This window comes from Phorcysia thermohydrogeniphila, assembly GCF_004339575.1.
In the GTDB taxonomy this organism is placed as follows: domain Bacteria; phylum Aquificota; class Aquificia; order Desulfurobacteriales; family Desulfurobacteriaceae; genus Phorcysia; species Phorcysia thermohydrogeniphila.
In genome coordinates this window covers 136,992-152,886 of record NZ_SMFV01000005.1, presented here as the reverse complement: position 1 = coordinate 152,886, position 15,895 = coordinate 136,992, and the positions used below count along the sequence as shown (strand labels likewise).

Here is a 15,895-nt window from a genome sequence, read left to right as displayed (position 1 = left end):
GCCTCCAGCCTTACTTTACTTTTTCTATCCTCACCCTCGTACTGCTAAAGTCCGGAATTCCAGCTATAGGCTCAACCAACGGAAGGTTGTAAAGTCCCTCATCAAGCCTTGTTAGAAGGTTCATTGTAACACCTAAGCCCCTTCTCGGGTCAACCTTAGTGTAGTTACCGTCAGTTACCTTATCACCCCCGAGGAAGACTTTTTTAGCGTTCTCAACGTAAACGGGAGATGCACCGTGCTGCCAGTGACCAAAATGGTGGGAGTAAGCAACTGTCCCCGGACGGACAAGTTCTGTAAGCTTGAGTGTAGTAATAACCCCTTCTGGGTTTGACCTTGAGTAAACCCTTACCCTGTCTCCATCTTTTAGGCCAAGCCTCTCGGCGTCCAGAGGGTTCATCTTAAGTTGGAAATCGGGCTCATAGACGAGAGCTTGGTTGTAACATATCGTCCTTGACTGAGTATGGAGAGCAGACTTATAGGTGATCACGGTGAAAGGATATTCCTTGTCAATCTCTTCAATTAACTTTCCAAAGTAATCGGTTGATGGATAGTAGCGGAGAGTTCCCCAGAGTTTTTCGCCGGTTAAACTGTTACGGCTTGTTCCGAGCTTTTCGTTCCAGATAAACACCTTTGGAATTCCAAAGCTGAAGTTACCCCTCTCATCAAACACAGAATCCGTAGGTCTAAAGACTCCACCCCTAACAAGGACCGTACAGACTTTCTTCCACTCTCCCTGTGAGAGGATGTTTTTGTGCTTTGCAACGGGGTAGTTTTCCTCAACAAAGGCCACTTCCTCAGGAGGAGCATCCTTTACCTTTGCATTAAAGGCAAGGTTTGCAATTCCACGTAAGTAGTAGTCCTCAGCCCTTACAAGGGGATAGAGCTTTCCGTCCTTACCCGGTATAGCTTTCTCACCGTAACCGGGAAGCTTTAAGTGCCTTGCAACGTCTATGAGGAAGGTCTCAAGGCAGAAGGGCCTACCGTCCTTTGTTTTTCCTACCAACGGCTCAAGAACAGGAGTCCTTACAGCAGTGAACTGACAGCCGGGTGCGTGGGGCGTTAAGAAGCCGTAGTGACCCTCAAGGTAGATAACATCGGGAACGATGTAGTCGGCATAGACGTTCGTCTCGTTTATCGTCGTGTCTATGGAGATAAAAAGGGGAACTTTTGTATGGTCCTTTACCGTCTCTATGAAACGCCTTCCTCCGGGCATACTGTAGATGAAGTCTGAAAAGTAGGCAATGAGAACCTTTATCGGGTAGGGGTACTTCCGGTCTATACCGGAGATTGCAGAAACTGAGAGGCCACCCTTTGTGAAGGGAAACCACGGAAGCTTAGAGGGGTAACCCTTCTTTTTAAACTCGGTTGTATCCTCGTAACGGGCTTTCTCCCTTGAGATTTTCACCCCCTTAGGTTTTTTCATGCCGGGGAAGTTCTTAAGGTCGTAAAGGCCGGTTCTCCACTTTGCCGCACCTTTACCACGGCAGAGGTAGCCGCCTTTCCTGTTTATGTTTCCAACGAGGACGTTGAGCATAGAAAGGGCATAGCTTGCGTAAGTTCCACCAACGTAGTTTCCACCTCCGTGGTAGGCAAAGGCAACGGCGTAAGGAGCGTGTTCCCAGAATTCTTTTGCAATCTTCTTAATCTTCTCTTCAGGTATTCCGCTCTCCTTAGCGTAAAAGGAAAGGGAATGCTCCATAACGCTTTCCTTCATTAGGAGGAAGGCGGTTTTTACCTTAAGGCCGTTTATTTCTCCCTCCCACTCTAAGAGTCCCTCCTTAGCAGAGCTTGCAGGGACTAGTCTTTTTGTTTCAGGGTCTACGACAACTTCGTCTTCAGGGTTGCCATTAAGTCCAGAAAGGTCCTTCACCCTTAAGAACCTTCCCTCATCAACTACAACAAGGTGAGTGGCGTTGGTGTAGACGTTCCTTCCCTTCTTTTCAGCAACGGACTTATTGGGGATTGAGAGGAAGTCTTTGTCGTACCAGCCCTTTTCAAGCATTACTCTAATAAGCCCCATTGCGAGAGCTCCGTCCTTTGTAGGTCTAACGGGAAGCCAGTCGTGGGCGTGGGCTATTGCCTTTGGAGCTCTCGGGTCAACGAGAACGAGCTTTAGTTCGCCGGAGGCTATCCTCCTCGCAATTATTGCTCCTGAGGTGTTAACTCCCGGTTGCTGGGCTGAGTAGATGTTAGAGCCGAAAACGAGCATGTACTTACAGTTCCAGTAGTCGGCCTTAAACTCAACCTGCTTACCGTCAGAGAGGGCGTAGTTACCCATCCTAAAGCCGATGCCACATATATCGGTGTGGCCTATGTAGTTCTTTGAGCCGATAGCGTTAAAGACCCACCTCTTTATAAAGTGGCTTCTTCCTCCCTGAGAGCGCCCCGTAAACCAGACGAGCTGGTTGCGCTTTGGGCCGAGTTCCGGAGCTCCCGGGTCTACCGGCTCGTCAGAGAGAACGTCCTTTATCCCGGGGTAGTATCTGTCGTCCCCTATCTCCTTAAAGAGGTAACCTCCCTCTGAAACTTCCCTTATCAGCTGTTCCCAGCTTATAGGCTTAAACTTGCCCTCTCCTCTCTTGCCGATTCTCTTTAAGGGTTGAGTTATCCTGTAGGGGTTGTAGAGGTAGTCGTTATCCATCTGGGGCTTTGCACAGGTAGTTGCCGAGAACTCAAAGCTCTCCTTTAAAGGAGTCTCGTAGGGTATCTCCTTTCCTCCCCGGTTGTAGGGGTGGTAGGGATTTCCATCTACCTGAACGAGCCTGTTACCCTTTACGGTAACCCTTAGGCCACACCTTGCGTTACAGGCAAGACAAACAGTATTGACTATCCTCTCCCCTTCCGGTTTCTTAGTCTCCGGATAGAGGTAAGGATTAGAAGGTGCTGTTTTGTTTAGGAGCTCCGCCTGCTGGTGTTTTAGGAGGAGACGGGAAAGCTCTAGACGCGCCTTTAAGAGCTCTGCCAGCGCCCCCTTTGGATTCAGAATATTTCCAAAGACGAGAGCTCCAGAGGGACAGACGGCCACGCACCTTGGAACATCGCCCCTTTTGACTACCCTGTCAAAACAGAAGTTGCACTTAACTGCTTTTCCATCTTTCCTCAAAGATATTGCCCCAAAGGGACACGCCGAAAGACACTTCTCACAGCCCGTACATTTCTCTTCATCTATGGTGACTACTCCACCCTTCCTAACAGATATCGCCCCGAAAGGACAGGACAAGACGCAGGGGTGGTCAAGACACTCCCTACAGATATCCTGCTGGTGGAAAGTTATTTTTGCCTTAGGGAACCTTCCAACTTCTCTCTCCCCTATCCTGAAAAGTAGAACTTCCGGGGAATCCTCAAGGCCGTGCTCAAGCTGACAGGCGGCCATACAGGCCTTACAGCCCATACACTTTGACTGGTCAAAAATCAGAACCGGCCTAAAAGCCTGTTTAGCACCGGCTGTCTTTAAATCAAAGAGCTCTCCAACCAAAAGGGTAAAACCGGCAAGTTTTAAAAACTCCCTCCTATCCATAGCTTACAACCTCATCAGAATAGTAGTAAAACAGATTGGGTTAGAATTCTAAAAAATTATTAAGCGTATAGAAAATCTCAATAAAAAAATTCTTTCAGATAGAACTTCTTTAAAAGTCAGAAGGAAGAAACAGTTTTGGTAGAATTTGAAACAAAATAAAAAATGAGGAGAGAACAATGAGAAAAGGACTGGCATTCCTTACAGCCTTAATAGCAACATCTACAGTTCTTGTTTCCTGCGGAAAGGAAGAGACGGCACAGAAAACGGAAACAAAAGTAGAGAATAAAGCTCCAAAACCCCTTTCCGAACTCGCACAGGAAGGTAAAAGCCATCCATCAGCAGAAACACTCCCAGAAGGACACCCGCCTATTGACATGATGCCACCTAACCATCCTCCACTAAACGCAGAGCATGACGTTGCAGCTATCCACTCCGGTAAAAACCTAACAAAGTTCACCAAACCAATTAACATACCGGAAGAGGTTCAAAAGACTTGGAAGTATGCAACGGTTGATATTGTTGACAGAACGACAGGTAAGGTTGTAAAAGAAGAGAAGGTAGTCAAGGGAGCTACTATTAAGTTCAACGGCCTTGAGATAAAGGTCCTCTACATAGTTCCTCACTTAGTCCTTGACGAAGGTTACACGTCCGCCTCAAACGAACCAAACAACCCAGCAATCTTAGTAGAAGTAAAGGAAAACGGAAACGTTATTTATGCAGGTCCTATCTACCAGAAATTCCCCGCTATGTACAACATCAACCATCCTAAGTACATACTCCGCCTAAAAGAAATACAGAAAGGTTAAGGTTTAAAAACTCCCTCCGTGAATTTAAATTAAGAAGTAAGAACCTCACGGAGGGAGTTACCATGCCTGTAAAAGACCTTATCCAGCGGAAAGTCGTAACAATAGAGCCAGAAGATACCGTAATGCTTGCCGCTCAAAGAATGAGAGACAAAATGGTAGGTAGCCTCGTCGTTCTTGACGGGGACAAGCCCGCAGGCATTATTACTGACCGAGACATTGCTATAAGGGTAGTTGGAGCCGGTAAGGATCCTACAACCCAAGTTAGAGAAGTAATGACAAAAGACCCGATAACCATAAGGGATGACGCCAGCTTTTTTGACCTTACAAAAGCGTTTCGCGATGCGGCTGTCAGGAGGTTGATAGTTGTTGACAAAGAGGGTAAGCTTGTAGGGCTAATTTCTATTGACGACGTCCTTGAACTCCTAACTACAGAGTTTGCAAACCTCATCACAGCAATAAGGGGTTAGTCAGAGTAGATGAACATAAGGGTAGAAACAGAAGCCTTTGAGGGTCCCCTTGACCTGCTGGTCTACCTGATAAAGAAGAGGGAAGTGAGCATTTACGATATTCCCATTGCCGAAATTACTGAGGAGTTCCTAAACTACATTTACACAATGCAGGAGCTCAACATTCCTCTTGCCTCCGAGTTTCTCCTTATGGCTGCAACCCTTGCAAGGATAAAGTCGGAGTACCTGATTCCAAGAGAGAATAGTGAAGACCCCCGTAAGGAACTCGTACAGATAATAGAGGAGTACTTAAAATCAAAAAAGGCTGCTAAGGAGCTTGAAAAGTTAGAGGACGAAGCCCTTAAGTTCTACCCCCACGACCCGTCTGAGCTCATCTTCCAGTTTCAGGATAAGGTAAAAATCGCCAATACAGCTGAGGATTTACAGAGAGCTCTCCAGAACATCCTCCTTAAAAACCAACCAACAAAAATCAAAATAGGTATAAAGCTTTCTGGAGAGTCCTTTAAGATTCCCGACAAGATGGAAGAAATTAGGCATTTAATGAAGGATAAGTACTTAGTACCCTTTTCTGAGCTCGTCAGGAAAAGTTCCTGTAGGTTAGAAATTATCACCTACTTTCTGGCAATCCTTGAACTATCAAAACTGGGGGAGATTTCTACATTTACAGACGGGGAGGAAATTTTTATATCCAAAGTCTTTAGGCTCTCTCCCAAAAGAGAGGTAAAGGTAATAGTTGGACAATAGAGAGGGCTGGAAGAACCAGCCCTAAAGTCCTTAAACGTCCTGAATAGCTCCCTTTGAAGCAGATGTAACGAGTTTTGCGTACTTCCTGAGGAGTTTTGAGCGAATTTCCTTCTGCTTAGGCTTAAAGTTCTTGAGTCTTTCCTGAAGTTCTTCCTCAGAAATTAGAAGCTCAAGCTTTCTCTCAGGGATGTTTATGTGAATCTTGTCTCCGTCCTTCACAACCCCTATAGGGCCACCTTCTGCAGCTTCAGGAGATATGTGCCCTATACAGGGGCCGTGAGTTCCACCGGAGAAGCGTCCATCTGTAATGAGGGCAACAGACTCTCCAAGCCCCATTCCCATAACGGCTGCCGTAACGGCGAGCATTTCCCTCATCCCGGGGCCACCCTTTGGCCCTTCGTAGCGGATAACGATAACGTCACCGGGCTTTATCTGGCCATTCATAACGGCCTTCATTGCGTCCTCTTCACAGTCAAAGACCTTAGCCGTTCCCGTAAAGACCTTCATCTTGTCTGAAACTGCCCCTTGCTTAACGACAGCTCCTTCAGGTGCGAGGTTACCGTAAAGGATTGCAAGGCCTCCTTCAGCGCTATAGGGGTTATCTACAGGCCTTATTACGTCCTCGTCCCATATCCTCGCAGAGGCAGCTATCTGCTTTATGTCAACTCCAAGGACGGTAGGGTTGCTCTCCAAGCTGTCGTAGAGCCTCTTTAAGACTCCGGGAATTCCACCGGCGTAGTGGAGGTCCTCCATTAAGTACTTACCCCCCGGCCTCATTGAGCAAATCTTGGGCGTCTGGCGTGAAAGCTCGTCAAAGAGCTTTATCTCAAAGGGAACGCCTGCCTCATGAGCAATTGCTGGAAGGTGAAGAACCGTGTTAGTAGAACCTCCAAGGGCAAGGTCAACCCTTATCGCGTTCCTGAAAGCTGCAGGAGTAAGAATATCCCTTGCCTTTATCCCCTTCTTAACAAGCTCAACAATCTTCTCTCCAGAAGCCTCGGCTATCCTCTTCTTCTCAGCCAGAGGTGCAGGAGAAGTTCCACAGAAGGGAAGCGACAGTCCGAGGGCCTCTGTCAAGCAGGCCATTGTGTTGGCCGTAAACATTCCCTGACAGGAACCGGAAGAGGGACACGCTGCAGCTTCAAGCTCTAAGAGCTCTTCCAAAGAGAGCTCCCCAGCCTTGTACCTTCCGATAGCCTCAAAGGTGTGGGTTACAAGGTCAAGCCTCTCTTTACCTCTCCTTCCTGCAAGCATAGGACCTGCCGTCACGACAATCGCAGGAATGTTAAGGCGGGCAACTCCCATGAGCATTCCGGGAGTTATCTTGTCGCAGGCCGTAAGGAGGACGACTCCGTCAAGACGGTGGGCAGTAACTACATCCTCAACGGCATCTGCAATCAGCTCCCTTAACGGAAGGGAGAACCTCATTCCCTCGTGTCCCATGGCAATACCGTCACAGACGGCAGGCACGCGAACAACAAAGGGAGTTCCTCCGGCAGCGGCTATACCTCTCTCTATGAACCTTTCAAGGGAGAACATATCGGCGTGGCCGGGAACAAGGTCGGTCCAGCTTGAGATGATACCTATAAGGGGTTTATCAATGTCCTTCCTCTGGAGGCCTGTAGCCATCATGAGAGCTCTGGCAGGAAGCTTCTCAAACTCCCTGAGGACATCACTTCTCATTCTCAGCTTCCTCCTTTGCCTTTTTCATAAGTAACATCATCTCATCCCTTAAGCGAAGCCTCTCCTTCTTTAACCTTTCAAGTTCTAACTCCTCCTTGGGAGAGAGAACAGCTCTCTTTTCCATCTTGTCTATAATGTCATCAAGCTCCTGATGTTTCTTCTCAAGAGTCTTAAAGTGGTGAAACTTCTCTCTTGCAAGTGCTTTCAGGTTCTCGTCCCTAAGCATACTTCCCTCCTCAAAAGGTTTTTAAGAGTAAAAGGGCATCCTCTCCACTGTAATACTCTTTCCTGACACCTACTCTCTTAAAACCAAAACTTTCATAGAGCTTGATAGCCGGAATATTTGACTTTCTCACCTCTAAGAAAACCTCCTCTACCCCCTCCTCCCTAAGGATATCAAGGAGCTTTTTAAGGAGCTCCTTCCCAACTCCTCTCCTTCTAAAAGCAGGCAGGACAGCAATTCTGTTAACGTCACAGGTCTTTCCCACAACCCAAGCTATCAGGTAACCGACAACCCTACCTGAGCTCTCTGCAACTATGAAACGGCTAAAAGGTAAAACAGCTTCTTTTAAAAAGCTCTTTTTACTCCAAGCATTGCTAAAAGACTCTCTCTCTATTTTAAGTATATCAGGCAAATCCTCTTCTCTAAACTCTCTTACAAGAAGGTTTTGCATCGTGGTCTCTTACGTAGTTGAACCTTAAAGGCTCAAGCTGACTCTCTGGAACACTTAAAAGCCTCGCAGCAAGTGGAGTTAAGTCTTTAAGACACCTAAACCTCTTGAAGATACTCTGCGGTATCTCCCCCCTGTAAACTACTAAAGGCTCCCCAAGACGCCCAAGGCGCTCAAGGAGCTCCTCCTCCCCTATATCAAGGAGCTCTTCCCCTATAAGGGTATAGAACCGTTTTCTCCTTCCCGGAATAACGGGAACTACCAGAAATCCAAGGGATTCAAAGCCGGCCACCATAGCTTTAAGGGTGGAAGTGGAGAAAACAGGAACTCCACAGCACTTAAAGGCTTTTCCAACCGTTACAGAGAGCCTAACACCTGTAAAGGAGCCGGGACCTGAAGTAACAATAACTCTCTCTACGTCCCTTTTGGAAAGGTTTGTAGCCTCCAAACATCTGTCTATTTCAACAAAAACTCTCTCTGCGTGTTTCTTAGGAATACTCCATGAAACCACTGAAAGGAGCTCTTCATTAACTCCTACTGCAACGCTCCCTTCCGGTAAAGAAAGGTCAACAGCAACAGTAACCATCTTCCTCTCACGCCGTCTTCATTACTCTTACAAGGACAGGTTTACCCCTCTCATCAACGTCAAGTATCTCTATCTTGACGTTAGCAATGTCAATCATCTTCCTCTTCTTGAGAACTATCCCCCTCTCCTCAGCAATTCTTTCTATCAAGTCAACTAAGTACTTATCCTCCTCAAAGGGTATGTGAACGTCAAGCATCTCGTTGAGGGATTCAATCGTGATGTAAGGGTCAATAATAACAGCAGTTCCGGGTGGAATGCTCTTAAGGGTGAGGAACTTCCTTATGAAGAAGAGAATGAGAAGTGAAATCGTCCCAAGGAGGACATCCCTAAAGTTGTGACCTGCAATGATAATTTCCCTTGCTATAGCTATGAGTAGAACGTCAAAGACAATCCTCGGCTGATGTTTGATAAGCATGATAATCAGCTCAACGACAATAACGAACATAAGGAGCGGGGAGATAATCTCTTTAAGGCTCTTAGTAGCGTCCTTGATGTGGTCGGCAAAGATTACTTCCTCTAAGTGGAAAAGGTTGGGGGACATCAGTAAAAACTCAACGAAAAGGATGAAGGAAATGAGGAGCAGAGAAACTGTTATAGCGACAAGAAAGAACTCCGTTATCCTCGTCAACATGTGTTCTACTCTCTTAAGAAACATCACCCAAGACCTCCAAGGTACCACTCAAGGAGTTTATTGCCGTAAATAACAGTTACATAACCTCCAACTGAAAGGAATGGTCCAAAAGGTATTGCCACACGAAAGTTTTTACCCTTTAAGAGAATATACCCGATGCCGACGAGAGCTCCAACAAAGGAGGCGATAAAGAGTGCAAGAAGCACCTTTTGCCAGCCGATAAAAGCCCCTATCAGGGCCATTATGTTGGCGTCTCCGTATCCCATACCCTCTTTACCGGTAAAAATGGCGTAGGTCTCTATGATAAAGAGTATCAAACCAGCCCCAAAGGAAGCTCCCAAGACAGAGTCCTTAAAGCTAACCTCTAGAACTAAGGGAGAGAACAGAATCCCTGCAAGCATAGCAAAATAGCATAGCTTAACGGGAACGAGCATCGTATCAAGGTCTATAAAGGAGATTACTATGAGGACGTACGTAAGAATCAGGTAGTAGAAAGCAGAAATAGAGAGTCCAAACTTCCAGAGGATTACTACGGTTAAGAAAGCCGTTAGGAGTTCCACCACAGGATACCTTAGAGATATCCTCTCCCCACAGTGCCTACACCTACCCCTTAGCAGAAGGTAACTGATAACGGGAATGTTGTCGTACCACTTTATCCTTTCCCCACAGGAGGGACAGGAAGAGGGAGGAGATACGATAGATTTTCCCTTGGGAATACGGTATATGCAGACGTTGAGAAAGCTACCGACGAGAAGTCCAAAGATAAAGGCTACAAGGTACTCCATTTAGTGAATCTCTCCGGGAGCGTTCTTTATAAATCTTACCATCCCTCTCAAGAACTCTCTCCACTCCTCAACGGCCTTTGGAAACTCACTTCTTAGAACCTCAAGGGCTTCCTCTTCCCTTCCCTCGTACATAAGATCATCAAGCCTAAAGACGGTGTCCTCAAGGCGCGCTATGGCCTCGTCAATGCCGTCATATATCGGCAGTATCCTTGAGCCGGTCTCAACGACCTTCACCGTCCAGTCAAGGGAGTCAAGGAGGTTGTGAAGGTAAAGCTTTGCAAGCTCCCCCTTTGTATCCCAGTCCTTAACTATTCTGTCTATTGAAGCAATCATCGCGTCAAGGGCTGCAAGGGCAAGCTCTATCTGCTTCCTCACCATGTTCATAGAGGGCTCTGTGACGATGTTAATCTCAGAAAGGTCCTTTACCTCATCAACCTTTGTTGGGTGGAGAACTTCCCCGTCCTTTTCAACGTACTTTATTGAGCGCTCCGGAAAGAGGTAACGGTACTCTATGAGCCTTAGGAGTGAAGAGGTTGAACCTATATCTGTATTGCTGAGCTCAACCTCCTGTAGCTTCCCATCTATCCTTACCTTCATTCTCTTCCTGTCCCCTGACGCTCTCAAACAGCACCTCCAGTGCCTCTTCTTTTGAGAGCTCCAAAGCCTTCCGTCTCCCAACAAATAAGGAAGCCAGAAAACGAAGAAGCTTCAAATTACCCAGAGGAAATTTAATCTTTTCTACTATCTTAACAATTGCGTTAAACTCCCTCTCCAAGCTACTGAGGCTCTCATACCTATAGGAGAGAGCTTCTTTTAGGGCCTCAAGGGTGTAGGCGTCTCCTTCCCTGATTGCGTTAATCAGGGGCACTTCACTGTGGAACTTCATGAGCTTTCCTGCCAAGGCGAGAGCGTTACCCCTCATGTAGCCAAGACCCTCTATAGAGCCAAGGAGGGAAAACTCGTAAGGGATGCCACTTCTTACCATCATCGCTATCCTGTGGACAGTCTCAAAGTCAAAGACGTTGAGCTTACACAGGAGTTGTGCAAGGAGAGAGCTCTCCGTAGGAAGGGTTGAGAGCTCCCCCGGTGGCCTTGCAACGTTCTTACAGGGGAAGAAACCACCAGAGGCGTAAAAGGCAAGGACTTCTGAGTTGTCCTTCACCTTAATTCCCGTAACCTCCTCCAAAAAGGAGGAAATCTTCTTGGCCTCCCTGTAAAAGCCTTCCCCAGCAAAGAGGGCAACAGCGGAGGGGTAAAACTCCTTCCGAAGGAGAGGACGGACGACGAAGGAGTAAAGGAGGGTCCTTTCATCGCCAAGAGCTCCCCTCACCCTCTCCAGCCTTTCTGTAAACTCCAAAAAGCAGAAAGGGGACACAAAGGAAGATACGAGGATACGGGTAAGTGGCGTAGGTTTCCCGCTATCTATAAATCCCAGAGCCTCAAGCTCAGAAACTATCTCCTCAACCTCTTTAATGAGGAGGGGATTTTTCTTGAGGCTAAACATTGACGTAACGGCTTCCCTCCAGCTCTTACCGTACCTTATTAAGGGGCCAAGAACCATAAGGCTTAAGAAGGACTTTCTCCTGTTGGGACAGGAAACGGCATTCCTATTCTCTATTCCAGAGGAGAGGGCTGTCTCAAAGGGCATATTGAGCTCTTCCTCAAGGGCCTTCTCTAAGGCATCTTCCTTTGCACCGGTTACAACGATGTAGGAGTAGCCCTTCTCTGAAAGTCCAAAGCGCCCTGCCCTCCCCTCCATCTGAAGAACCGTAAGGAGGTCGGGGAAGAACCTGTAGCGGTAGGTAAAGCGGTCAAAGCTCCCCCTAACCAAAATTACAACGCTGTCGGCAGGCAGGTTAACACCGTAGGCAAGGGTCTGGGTTGCGTAAAGGCGGTTAAGGTCTCCCTCCTTAAACTCGTCCTCTATGGCTTCCCTCTCTGCTTGAGGAACGTCTGCGTTGTGGAAGGCAACCTTTTCCCCTTCTTTCTCCTCAACTCCAAAGGGTAGAGTCTCGTTAACTACCCTTTTTCCGTAGAGGGCATTTTCAACCCTTAACGCTTGCCATCCAAGGTCTTTCCTCGGGACAAAGACTATCGTCTTGCCAGAAGGCTTTAGGTGCTCAAGGAGGGCAACGACTTTTTCCTCTGGGGAGCTCCCCGTAAGCTTTACCTTCCTCAAGAGCTTTGACATGTTAAAAACCTTCCTCTCCAAGGGAACGGGACGCCACTCAGACTCTATGAGGAGCTCTGCCTCCATCCACTTGGCAAGGTCAAGGGCTCCCGGAATCGTCGCAGAGAGGGCAAGAAGGGGAATTCCCTCCTCAAGGCAGTAGCTCACTATCTCCTCTATCCCTGCTCCCCTTAAAGGGTCCCTAATCACGTGAACTTCATCAATAACTACCGCGCCGGCCTCCTCAAACCACTTAGCCCTGTTCCTCGCAGCAGAGAGCAAACTCTCATAGGTGCAGACAACTGCAGGCTGAACCACCTCGTCAAGCTCCTCAATCAGCTCCCCCGTTCTTATCCCAACAGAAGAGAAGAAAGGTCTAAACTCCTTAAACTTCTCCCTGATTAGCGAACGGGTGGGAGCTGTGTAGATAAAACGCCCCCTCTCCCTGTTCCTCATAGAGAAGAGGAGAGCAACAAGGGTTTTGCCTGAGCTGGTAGAGGAGGAAACAAGGGCGTTCCCTGAAGAGTAGTACCTGTAGAAAACCGTCTGAACCGGGTTTAAAAAGGTGTACTTAAAGGGGAGACCTTCTCTAACAACGTTTACAAGTTCCTCGCTCTTGAGCTCTCCATCAACAAAGAGCTCCACATGCCCACCGCTTTCATCAAAGATGCTTGATTCTAAAATTTTGATTATTTTCATTTTGAGTTAAAACTCCTAAATTGTTAAGTTAGCAGAAATCTACAACTTTTGGAGGTATGGATGCAAATCTACACCTTTAACTGCAAGGAGTGTGGTGCAGAGTTTGAGGAGGCCATCTACACGCCCCTGCAACTAATGGAGATAAAGTGCCCCTACTGTGGCTCTGAAAACGTTGAGGTAATTGACATTGCCAACTACTGCTCTCCCTTTGGCTGAGGTTAGCCTTCGGGGCGGTTCGCCCCTTCTGCTATAATCATTAATGACACAAGCAACCTATTACAGTTAGAGGTAAAAGTTGATAACTAAGATTGTAATTTTACTGGTTGTTGTAGGCATAATCTTCGGGTGGGACAAAGTAATAAACCTCTTTAAGGCTATCTTTCAGGCAAAAGAGGAATTTAAGAAAGGGTTAGAGGAAGAAGAGGAGGTAGCAGAAAAAAAGGAAGAGAGGAAGGAGGGAAAACCCATCATCAAGGTTATTAAATAACCAATCCTCCCAACGGAAAAGGACTCAAACATTTTCCGATATTTAACGAACACAAAATTTATGGTAGTATTGTTATAGGAATTTCAAACCTTACAAACGTGGGGAATACGTCATGGAGCTGAGAGGGGAATTTAAATCCATCACTGAAGTCTTAGACCTTCTCCAAATAATCAGCCTTGGTAAAAAGAGCGGAGAAGTAAACCTAAGGAGCTCAGAAGGTAGTTTAACAATCTACTTTCAGGACGGCAGAATAATAAGTTTTGACTCAAGTGTTCCGGTTCTCAGGAAGCTAAAGGAAAGAGTAAAAAAAGGAGAAATAAGCACGGATGAAGCTGCAAACTTTCTAATACACTACGTCTCTTTCTGGGACGACGGAAGGTTTGTATTTACAGAAAAACCCGTAAGCGTAGAGGCTATCGGAAGTGCGGATACACTGAACGTAATGATGGAATTCTCAAAGGAAGTTGACGAAACTCCTCCAAACGTTCAAAAACTTCTCAAAGAAAACGCCTACATGACATTAGCTCCCTCAATTGAGGACCAAATAACCTTAGACCCTCTTGAATGGAAGATTCTTGTAGAATTTATAAAGGGCAAAACCATCAGGGACGTGATTTTCTCCGTCTGTCCATCTTTTGGAGAGGGAGTTAAAAAAGTGGAAAGACTTTTGGAGATACAAGCTATTCAGGTTAGCGAGAAACCCCAAAGTCAAGAAACTGAAGCTTCCGTAGAAGAAAGGGTAGATGTATCTACTGTAGTGGTTCCTCCAGAGAAAATAGAACAGGTAAGAGAAATATTGACAGCTACAATGGGACCTATGGGAGAGTTCCTAATAGATGAAACACTTGAGGACCTTGACATATCCCAGCTTACTCCCGATGTCGTTCCCAACTTTATAGATACTCTTATCAACAAGATACCAGACTCCTGCTTAGTTGAAGGGGAAAGCTGTAAGGATAGACTGAGAGAAGAATTCAAGAGAATATTGACAGGAGGAGGAGATGAAGCTTAAAAACCTCAGTATCACTCACAAAATCTTCATAGTTTTCTTCGTCGTAGTTGCACTTTCAACTATTTCTTTCCTTCACATCCTTGACAAAACTTACGAGGTAAGCCTAATAAACCAAGGTAGAAGTATCGCCCAACAGATTCTGATTTTCCGTAAGTGGGCAGCAAGCTTTGGTGGAATTTGGACAAAGGATAAATACACACCCGAAATTGGCTACCTGATGGAATTTGAAACAAAAGAAGGTACAGCAAAAGCTTACAAAACAGGAGAAGCCCTTAAAAACTTTGGAGAAACCCACTTCTACCTTCACAACCCAGCCCTTGCGACAAGGGAGCTCTCCAACCTCTCAAAGATAGAGTACGGATGGACCTTTAGGGTAGTTTCCGACAGATACATGGCCCCTGAAAGTAAGCCAGACAAGTGGGAAGCTACAGCAATAAAGAAAATTAAAGAAAGAAAGAAGGACGAATACTGGAGCTGGGACGGAAACAAGTTCAGGTTCGCCAAGGCTATTAGGGTCAAGAAAGGATGCCTCAAATGTCACGGCAGCCCTGAACAAATTGACCCAGCTCTACTTAAAGCTATGAGGGCTAAATACGGTGATAACGTTGACAGAGCCATCAACTATAAAGAAGGTGACCTTAGAGGTATAATAAGCGTAACAATAGTACCTCCAAGCATTATAGCTACAGCCATATCCCTTGTTGATATGTGGAACATTGGAGCTCTCCTTCTGGCGTTCTTAGTCTTCTGGTTCTTCGCTAAGAATGAAATCATTAAACCGATTGAAAATATTACGAAAGCTGCCCACGATATTAGCTTGGGTAAACTTGACATTGACCTTGGAGTAAGAGGTCTTAAGGAAGATGAAGTAGCTGATGAGATTACAAAACTTGCAATTGCTATTGACAGGCTGAGGGCAAGTATCCAGATAGCAATGGAAAGACTCAGGAAGAAGAAGTAACTCCTCAACTGCACTGTAAACAGGTGGGCCGCCTTCGGGCGGCCTTTTTTATTTCATAAAATACCCCCATCAAAAGACAGCGGAGGTTAGCGTTGCCACTACCGTTCTTCAAAGAAAGGTTAGAACTCGTGAAAATAGGAAGAATAGTCTTTGAGGCCGGATTGACAGACAGCCACGGAGGAAACATCAGTATAAGGTGTGGCAACTACATAGTAATAAAGAAATCTGGGAAAATGCTCGGATACCTTACTCCAGAAGATTTCGTAGTCACAACCCTTGAAGAGAACGAGGAACTTGACCGTTTTGCATCCATAGAGCTAAAGGTTCACAGGGCCATATACAGAGAACTTCCGGAAGTAAAAGCCATCCTCCACGCCCATTCTCCCTACACCGTAGCTTGCTCCTTACTTTTTGACTCTATCGTTCCCATTGACTCAGAAGGGAAACTGCTACTTGGAGAAGTTCCTGTACTTTCTGCCCAAGAGGTTGTGTCTTCAGATGAGGTTGCTAAGAAAATACCGGAACTCCTAAAGACCTCTCCCGCAGCTATCATTAAGTCGCACGGTCCCTTCACCATTGGCAGGACACCTGAGGAAGCCTTGAAGTACCTCTCAGCTCTTGAAAACTCCTGTAAAATACTCTCTATCTTTAGAGCTCTAAACAAAAGGAGTTAAGC

General features: G+C 46.4%; 17 protein-coding genes. 8 read left to right on the top strand and 9 right to left on the bottom strand.

All coding sequences use genetic code 11. The annotated features are described in order from the left end of the window. Nucleotides 1-10: 10 nt before the first annotated feature. Nucleotides 11-3,517 carry a 4Fe-4S dicluster domain-containing protein gene (locus CLV27_RS07555; RefSeq protein ID WP_132527443.1) on the bottom strand — a complete coding sequence of 1,169 codons (3,507 nt, stop codon included), beginning with the start codon at nt 3,515-3,517 and terminating at the stop codon, nt 11-13. 176 nt (nt 3,518-3,693) lie between these two features. On the opposite strand from CLV27_RS07555, the gene CLV27_RS07550 reads away from it, so the two are divergent. From CLV27_RS07550 to CLV27_RS07540, 3 genes are all read left to right on the top strand, one after another. Next, nucleotides 3,694-4,323 carry a DUF2155 domain-containing protein gene (locus CLV27_RS07550; protein ID WP_132527441.1) on the top strand — a complete coding sequence of 210 codons (630 nt, stop codon included), beginning with the start codon at nt 3,694-3,696 and terminating at the stop codon, nt 4,321-4,323. A 62-nt stretch (nt 4,324-4,385) separates the two neighbouring features. Beyond that, nucleotides 4,386-4,790 (top strand): CBS domain-containing protein, encoded by a 405-nt coding sequence (locus CLV27_RS07545; protein WP_132527439.1) that lies wholly within the window; start codon nt 4,386-4,388, stop codon nt 4,788-4,790. A 9-nt stretch (nt 4,791-4,799) separates the two neighbouring features. After that, nucleotides 4,800-5,534: a segregation and condensation protein A gene (locus tag CLV27_RS07540; protein WP_132527437.1), complete on the top strand. Its 735-nt coding sequence runs from the start codon at nt 4,800-4,802 to the stop codon at nt 5,532-5,534. A gap of 30 nt (nt 5,535-5,564) precedes the next feature. On the opposite strand, the gene ilvD is transcribed toward CLV27_RS07540, so the two are convergent. Genes ilvD through CLV27_RS07500 form a run of 8 tightly spaced genes read right to left on the bottom strand, consistent with a single transcriptional unit; the run spans nt 5,565 to nt 12,759 of the window. After that, complete coding sequence (gene ilvD / locus CLV27_RS07535) at nt 5,565-7,217, bottom strand: dihydroxy-acid dehydratase (protein WP_132527435.1); 1,653 nt, start codon at nt 7,215-7,217, stop codon at nt 5,565-5,567. Further along, nucleotides 7,207-7,443, bottom strand: a complete 237-nt coding sequence (locus CLV27_RS07530) for an HP1242/YdcH family protein (RefSeq protein ID WP_132527433.1) — start codon at nt 7,441-7,443, stop codon at nt 7,207-7,209. Before CLV27_RS07530 ends, ilvD begins: the two co-directional genes overlap by 11 nt. 10 nt (nt 7,444-7,453) lie before the next feature. Beyond that, complete coding sequence (gene rimI, locus CLV27_RS07525; RefSeq protein WP_132527431.1) at nt 7,454-7,891, bottom strand: ribosomal protein S18-alanine N-acetyltransferase; 438 nt, start codon at nt 7,889-7,891, stop codon at nt 7,454-7,456. After that, the gene (gene tsaB / locus CLV27_RS07520) at nt 7,863-8,474 is read right to left on the bottom strand and encodes a tRNA (adenosine(37)-N6)-threonylcarbamoyltransferase complex dimerization subunit type 1 TsaB (RefSeq protein ID WP_132527429.1); all 612 of its coding nucleotides are present in this window, start codon (nt 8,472-8,474) and stop codon (nt 7,863-7,865) included. Before tsaB ends, rimI begins: the two co-directional genes overlap by 29 nt. 7 nt (nt 8,475-8,481) lie before the next feature. Then, complete coding sequence (locus tag CLV27_RS07515) at nt 8,482-9,132, bottom strand: hypothetical protein (RefSeq protein WP_132527427.1); 651 nt, start codon at nt 9,130-9,132, stop codon at nt 8,482-8,484. Then, nucleotides 9,129-9,890 carry a prepilin peptidase gene (locus CLV27_RS07510; protein ID WP_132527425.1) on the bottom strand — a complete coding sequence of 254 codons (762 nt, stop codon included), beginning with the start codon at nt 9,888-9,890 and terminating at the stop codon, nt 9,129-9,131. The genes CLV27_RS07515 and CLV27_RS07510 overlap by 4 nt, the downstream gene beginning before the upstream one ends. Then, nucleotides 9,891-10,487, bottom strand: a complete 597-nt coding sequence (locus CLV27_RS07505; RefSeq protein ID WP_243644913.1) for a hypothetical protein — start codon at nt 10,485-10,487, stop codon at nt 9,891-9,893. Continuing rightward, nucleotides 10,450-12,759 carry a DEAD/DEAH box helicase gene (locus CLV27_RS07500; protein WP_132527421.1) on the bottom strand — a complete coding sequence of 770 codons (2,310 nt, stop codon included), beginning with the start codon at nt 12,757-12,759 and terminating at the stop codon, nt 10,450-10,452. Before CLV27_RS07500 ends, CLV27_RS07505 begins: the two co-directional genes overlap by 38 nt. 60 nt (nt 12,760-12,819) lie before the next feature. On the opposite strand from CLV27_RS07500, the gene CLV27_RS07495 reads away from it, so the two are divergent. The 5 genes from CLV27_RS07495 to CLV27_RS07475 all read left to right on the top strand — a co-directional run bounded on the left by CLV27_RS07495 (nt 12,820) and on the right by CLV27_RS07475 (nt 15,893). Further along, on the top strand, nt 12,820-12,975 hold the full coding sequence (locus CLV27_RS07495; RefSeq protein ID WP_132527419.1) for an FmdB family zinc ribbon protein: 156 nt from the start codon (nt 12,820-12,822) through the stop codon (nt 12,973-12,975). Between the two features lie 79 nt (nt 12,976-13,054). Further along, nucleotides 13,055-13,246 (top strand): twin-arginine translocase TatA/TatE family subunit, encoded by a 192-nt coding sequence (locus CLV27_RS07490; RefSeq protein WP_132527417.1) that lies wholly within the window; start codon nt 13,055-13,057, stop codon nt 13,244-13,246. 112 nt (nt 13,247-13,358) lie between these two features. Continuing rightward, a complete protein-coding gene (locus tag CLV27_RS07485) occupies nt 13,359-14,258 on the top strand; it encodes a DUF4388 domain-containing protein (protein WP_132527415.1) in 900 nt (299 codons plus the stop codon). Further along, nucleotides 14,248-15,219: a c-type heme family protein gene (locus CLV27_RS07480; RefSeq protein WP_132527413.1), complete on the top strand. Its 972-nt coding sequence runs from the start codon at nt 14,248-14,250 to the stop codon at nt 15,217-15,219. The genes CLV27_RS07485 and CLV27_RS07480 overlap by 11 nt, the downstream gene beginning before the upstream one ends. A 92-nt stretch (nt 15,220-15,311) precedes the next feature. Continuing rightward, nucleotides 15,312-15,893: a class II aldolase/adducin family protein gene (locus CLV27_RS07475; RefSeq protein ID WP_132527411.1), complete on the top strand. Its 582-nt coding sequence runs from the start codon at nt 15,312-15,314 to the stop codon at nt 15,891-15,893. The last annotated feature ends 2 nt before the right edge of the window (nt 15,894-15,895 follow it).

What these genes read in the sequence shown, in the direction of transcription:
- CLV27_RS07555 (WP_132527443.1), bottom strand. Translation starts at nt 3,517, where the DNA reads ATGGATAGGAGGGAGTTTTTAAAACTTGCCGGTTTTACCCTTTTGGTT.
- CLV27_RS07550 (WP_132527441.1), top strand. Translation starts at nt 3,694, where the DNA reads ATGAGAAAAGGACTGGCATTCCTTACAGCCTTAATAGCAACATCTACA.
- CLV27_RS07545 (WP_132527439.1), top strand. Translation starts at nt 4,386, where the DNA reads ATGCCTGTAAAAGACCTTATCCAGCGGAAAGTCGTAACAATAGAGCCA.
- CLV27_RS07540 (WP_132527437.1), top strand. Translation starts at nt 4,800, where the DNA reads ATGAACATAAGGGTAGAAACAGAAGCCTTTGAGGGTCCCCTTGACCTG.
- ilvD (WP_132527435.1), bottom strand. Translation starts at nt 7,217, where the DNA reads ATGAGAAGTGATGTCCTCAGGGAGTTTGAGAAGCTTCCTGCCAGAGCT.
- CLV27_RS07530 (WP_132527433.1), bottom strand. Translation starts at nt 7,443, where the DNA reads ATGCTTAGGGACGAGAACCTGAAAGCACTTGCAAGAGAGAAGTTTCAC.
- rimI (WP_132527431.1), bottom strand. Translation starts at nt 7,891, where the DNA reads ATGCAAAACCTTCTTGTAAGAGAGTTTAGAGAAGAGGATTTGCCTGAT.
- tsaB (WP_132527429.1), bottom strand. Translation starts at nt 8,474, where the DNA reads ATGGTTACTGTTGCTGTTGACCTTTCTTTACCGGAAGGGAGCGTTGCA.
- CLV27_RS07510 (WP_132527425.1), bottom strand. Translation starts at nt 9,890, where the DNA reads ATGGAGTACCTTGTAGCCTTTATCTTTGGACTTCTCGTCGGTAGCTTT.
- CLV27_RS07505 (WP_243644913.1), bottom strand. Translation starts at nt 10,487, where the DNA reads ATGAAGGTAAGGATAGATGGGAAGCTACAGGAGGTTGAGCTCAGCAAT.
- CLV27_RS07500 (WP_132527421.1), bottom strand. Translation starts at nt 12,759, where the DNA reads ATGAAAATAATCAAAATTTTAGAATCAAGCATCTTTGATGAAAGCGGT.
- CLV27_RS07495 (WP_132527419.1), top strand. Translation starts at nt 12,820, where the DNA reads ATGCAAATCTACACCTTTAACTGCAAGGAGTGTGGTGCAGAGTTTGAG.
- CLV27_RS07485 (WP_132527415.1), top strand. Translation starts at nt 13,359, where the DNA reads ATGGAGCTGAGAGGGGAATTTAAATCCATCACTGAAGTCTTAGACCTT.
- CLV27_RS07480 (WP_132527413.1), top strand. Translation starts at nt 14,248, where the DNA reads ATGAAGCTTAAAAACCTCAGTATCACTCACAAAATCTTCATAGTTTTC.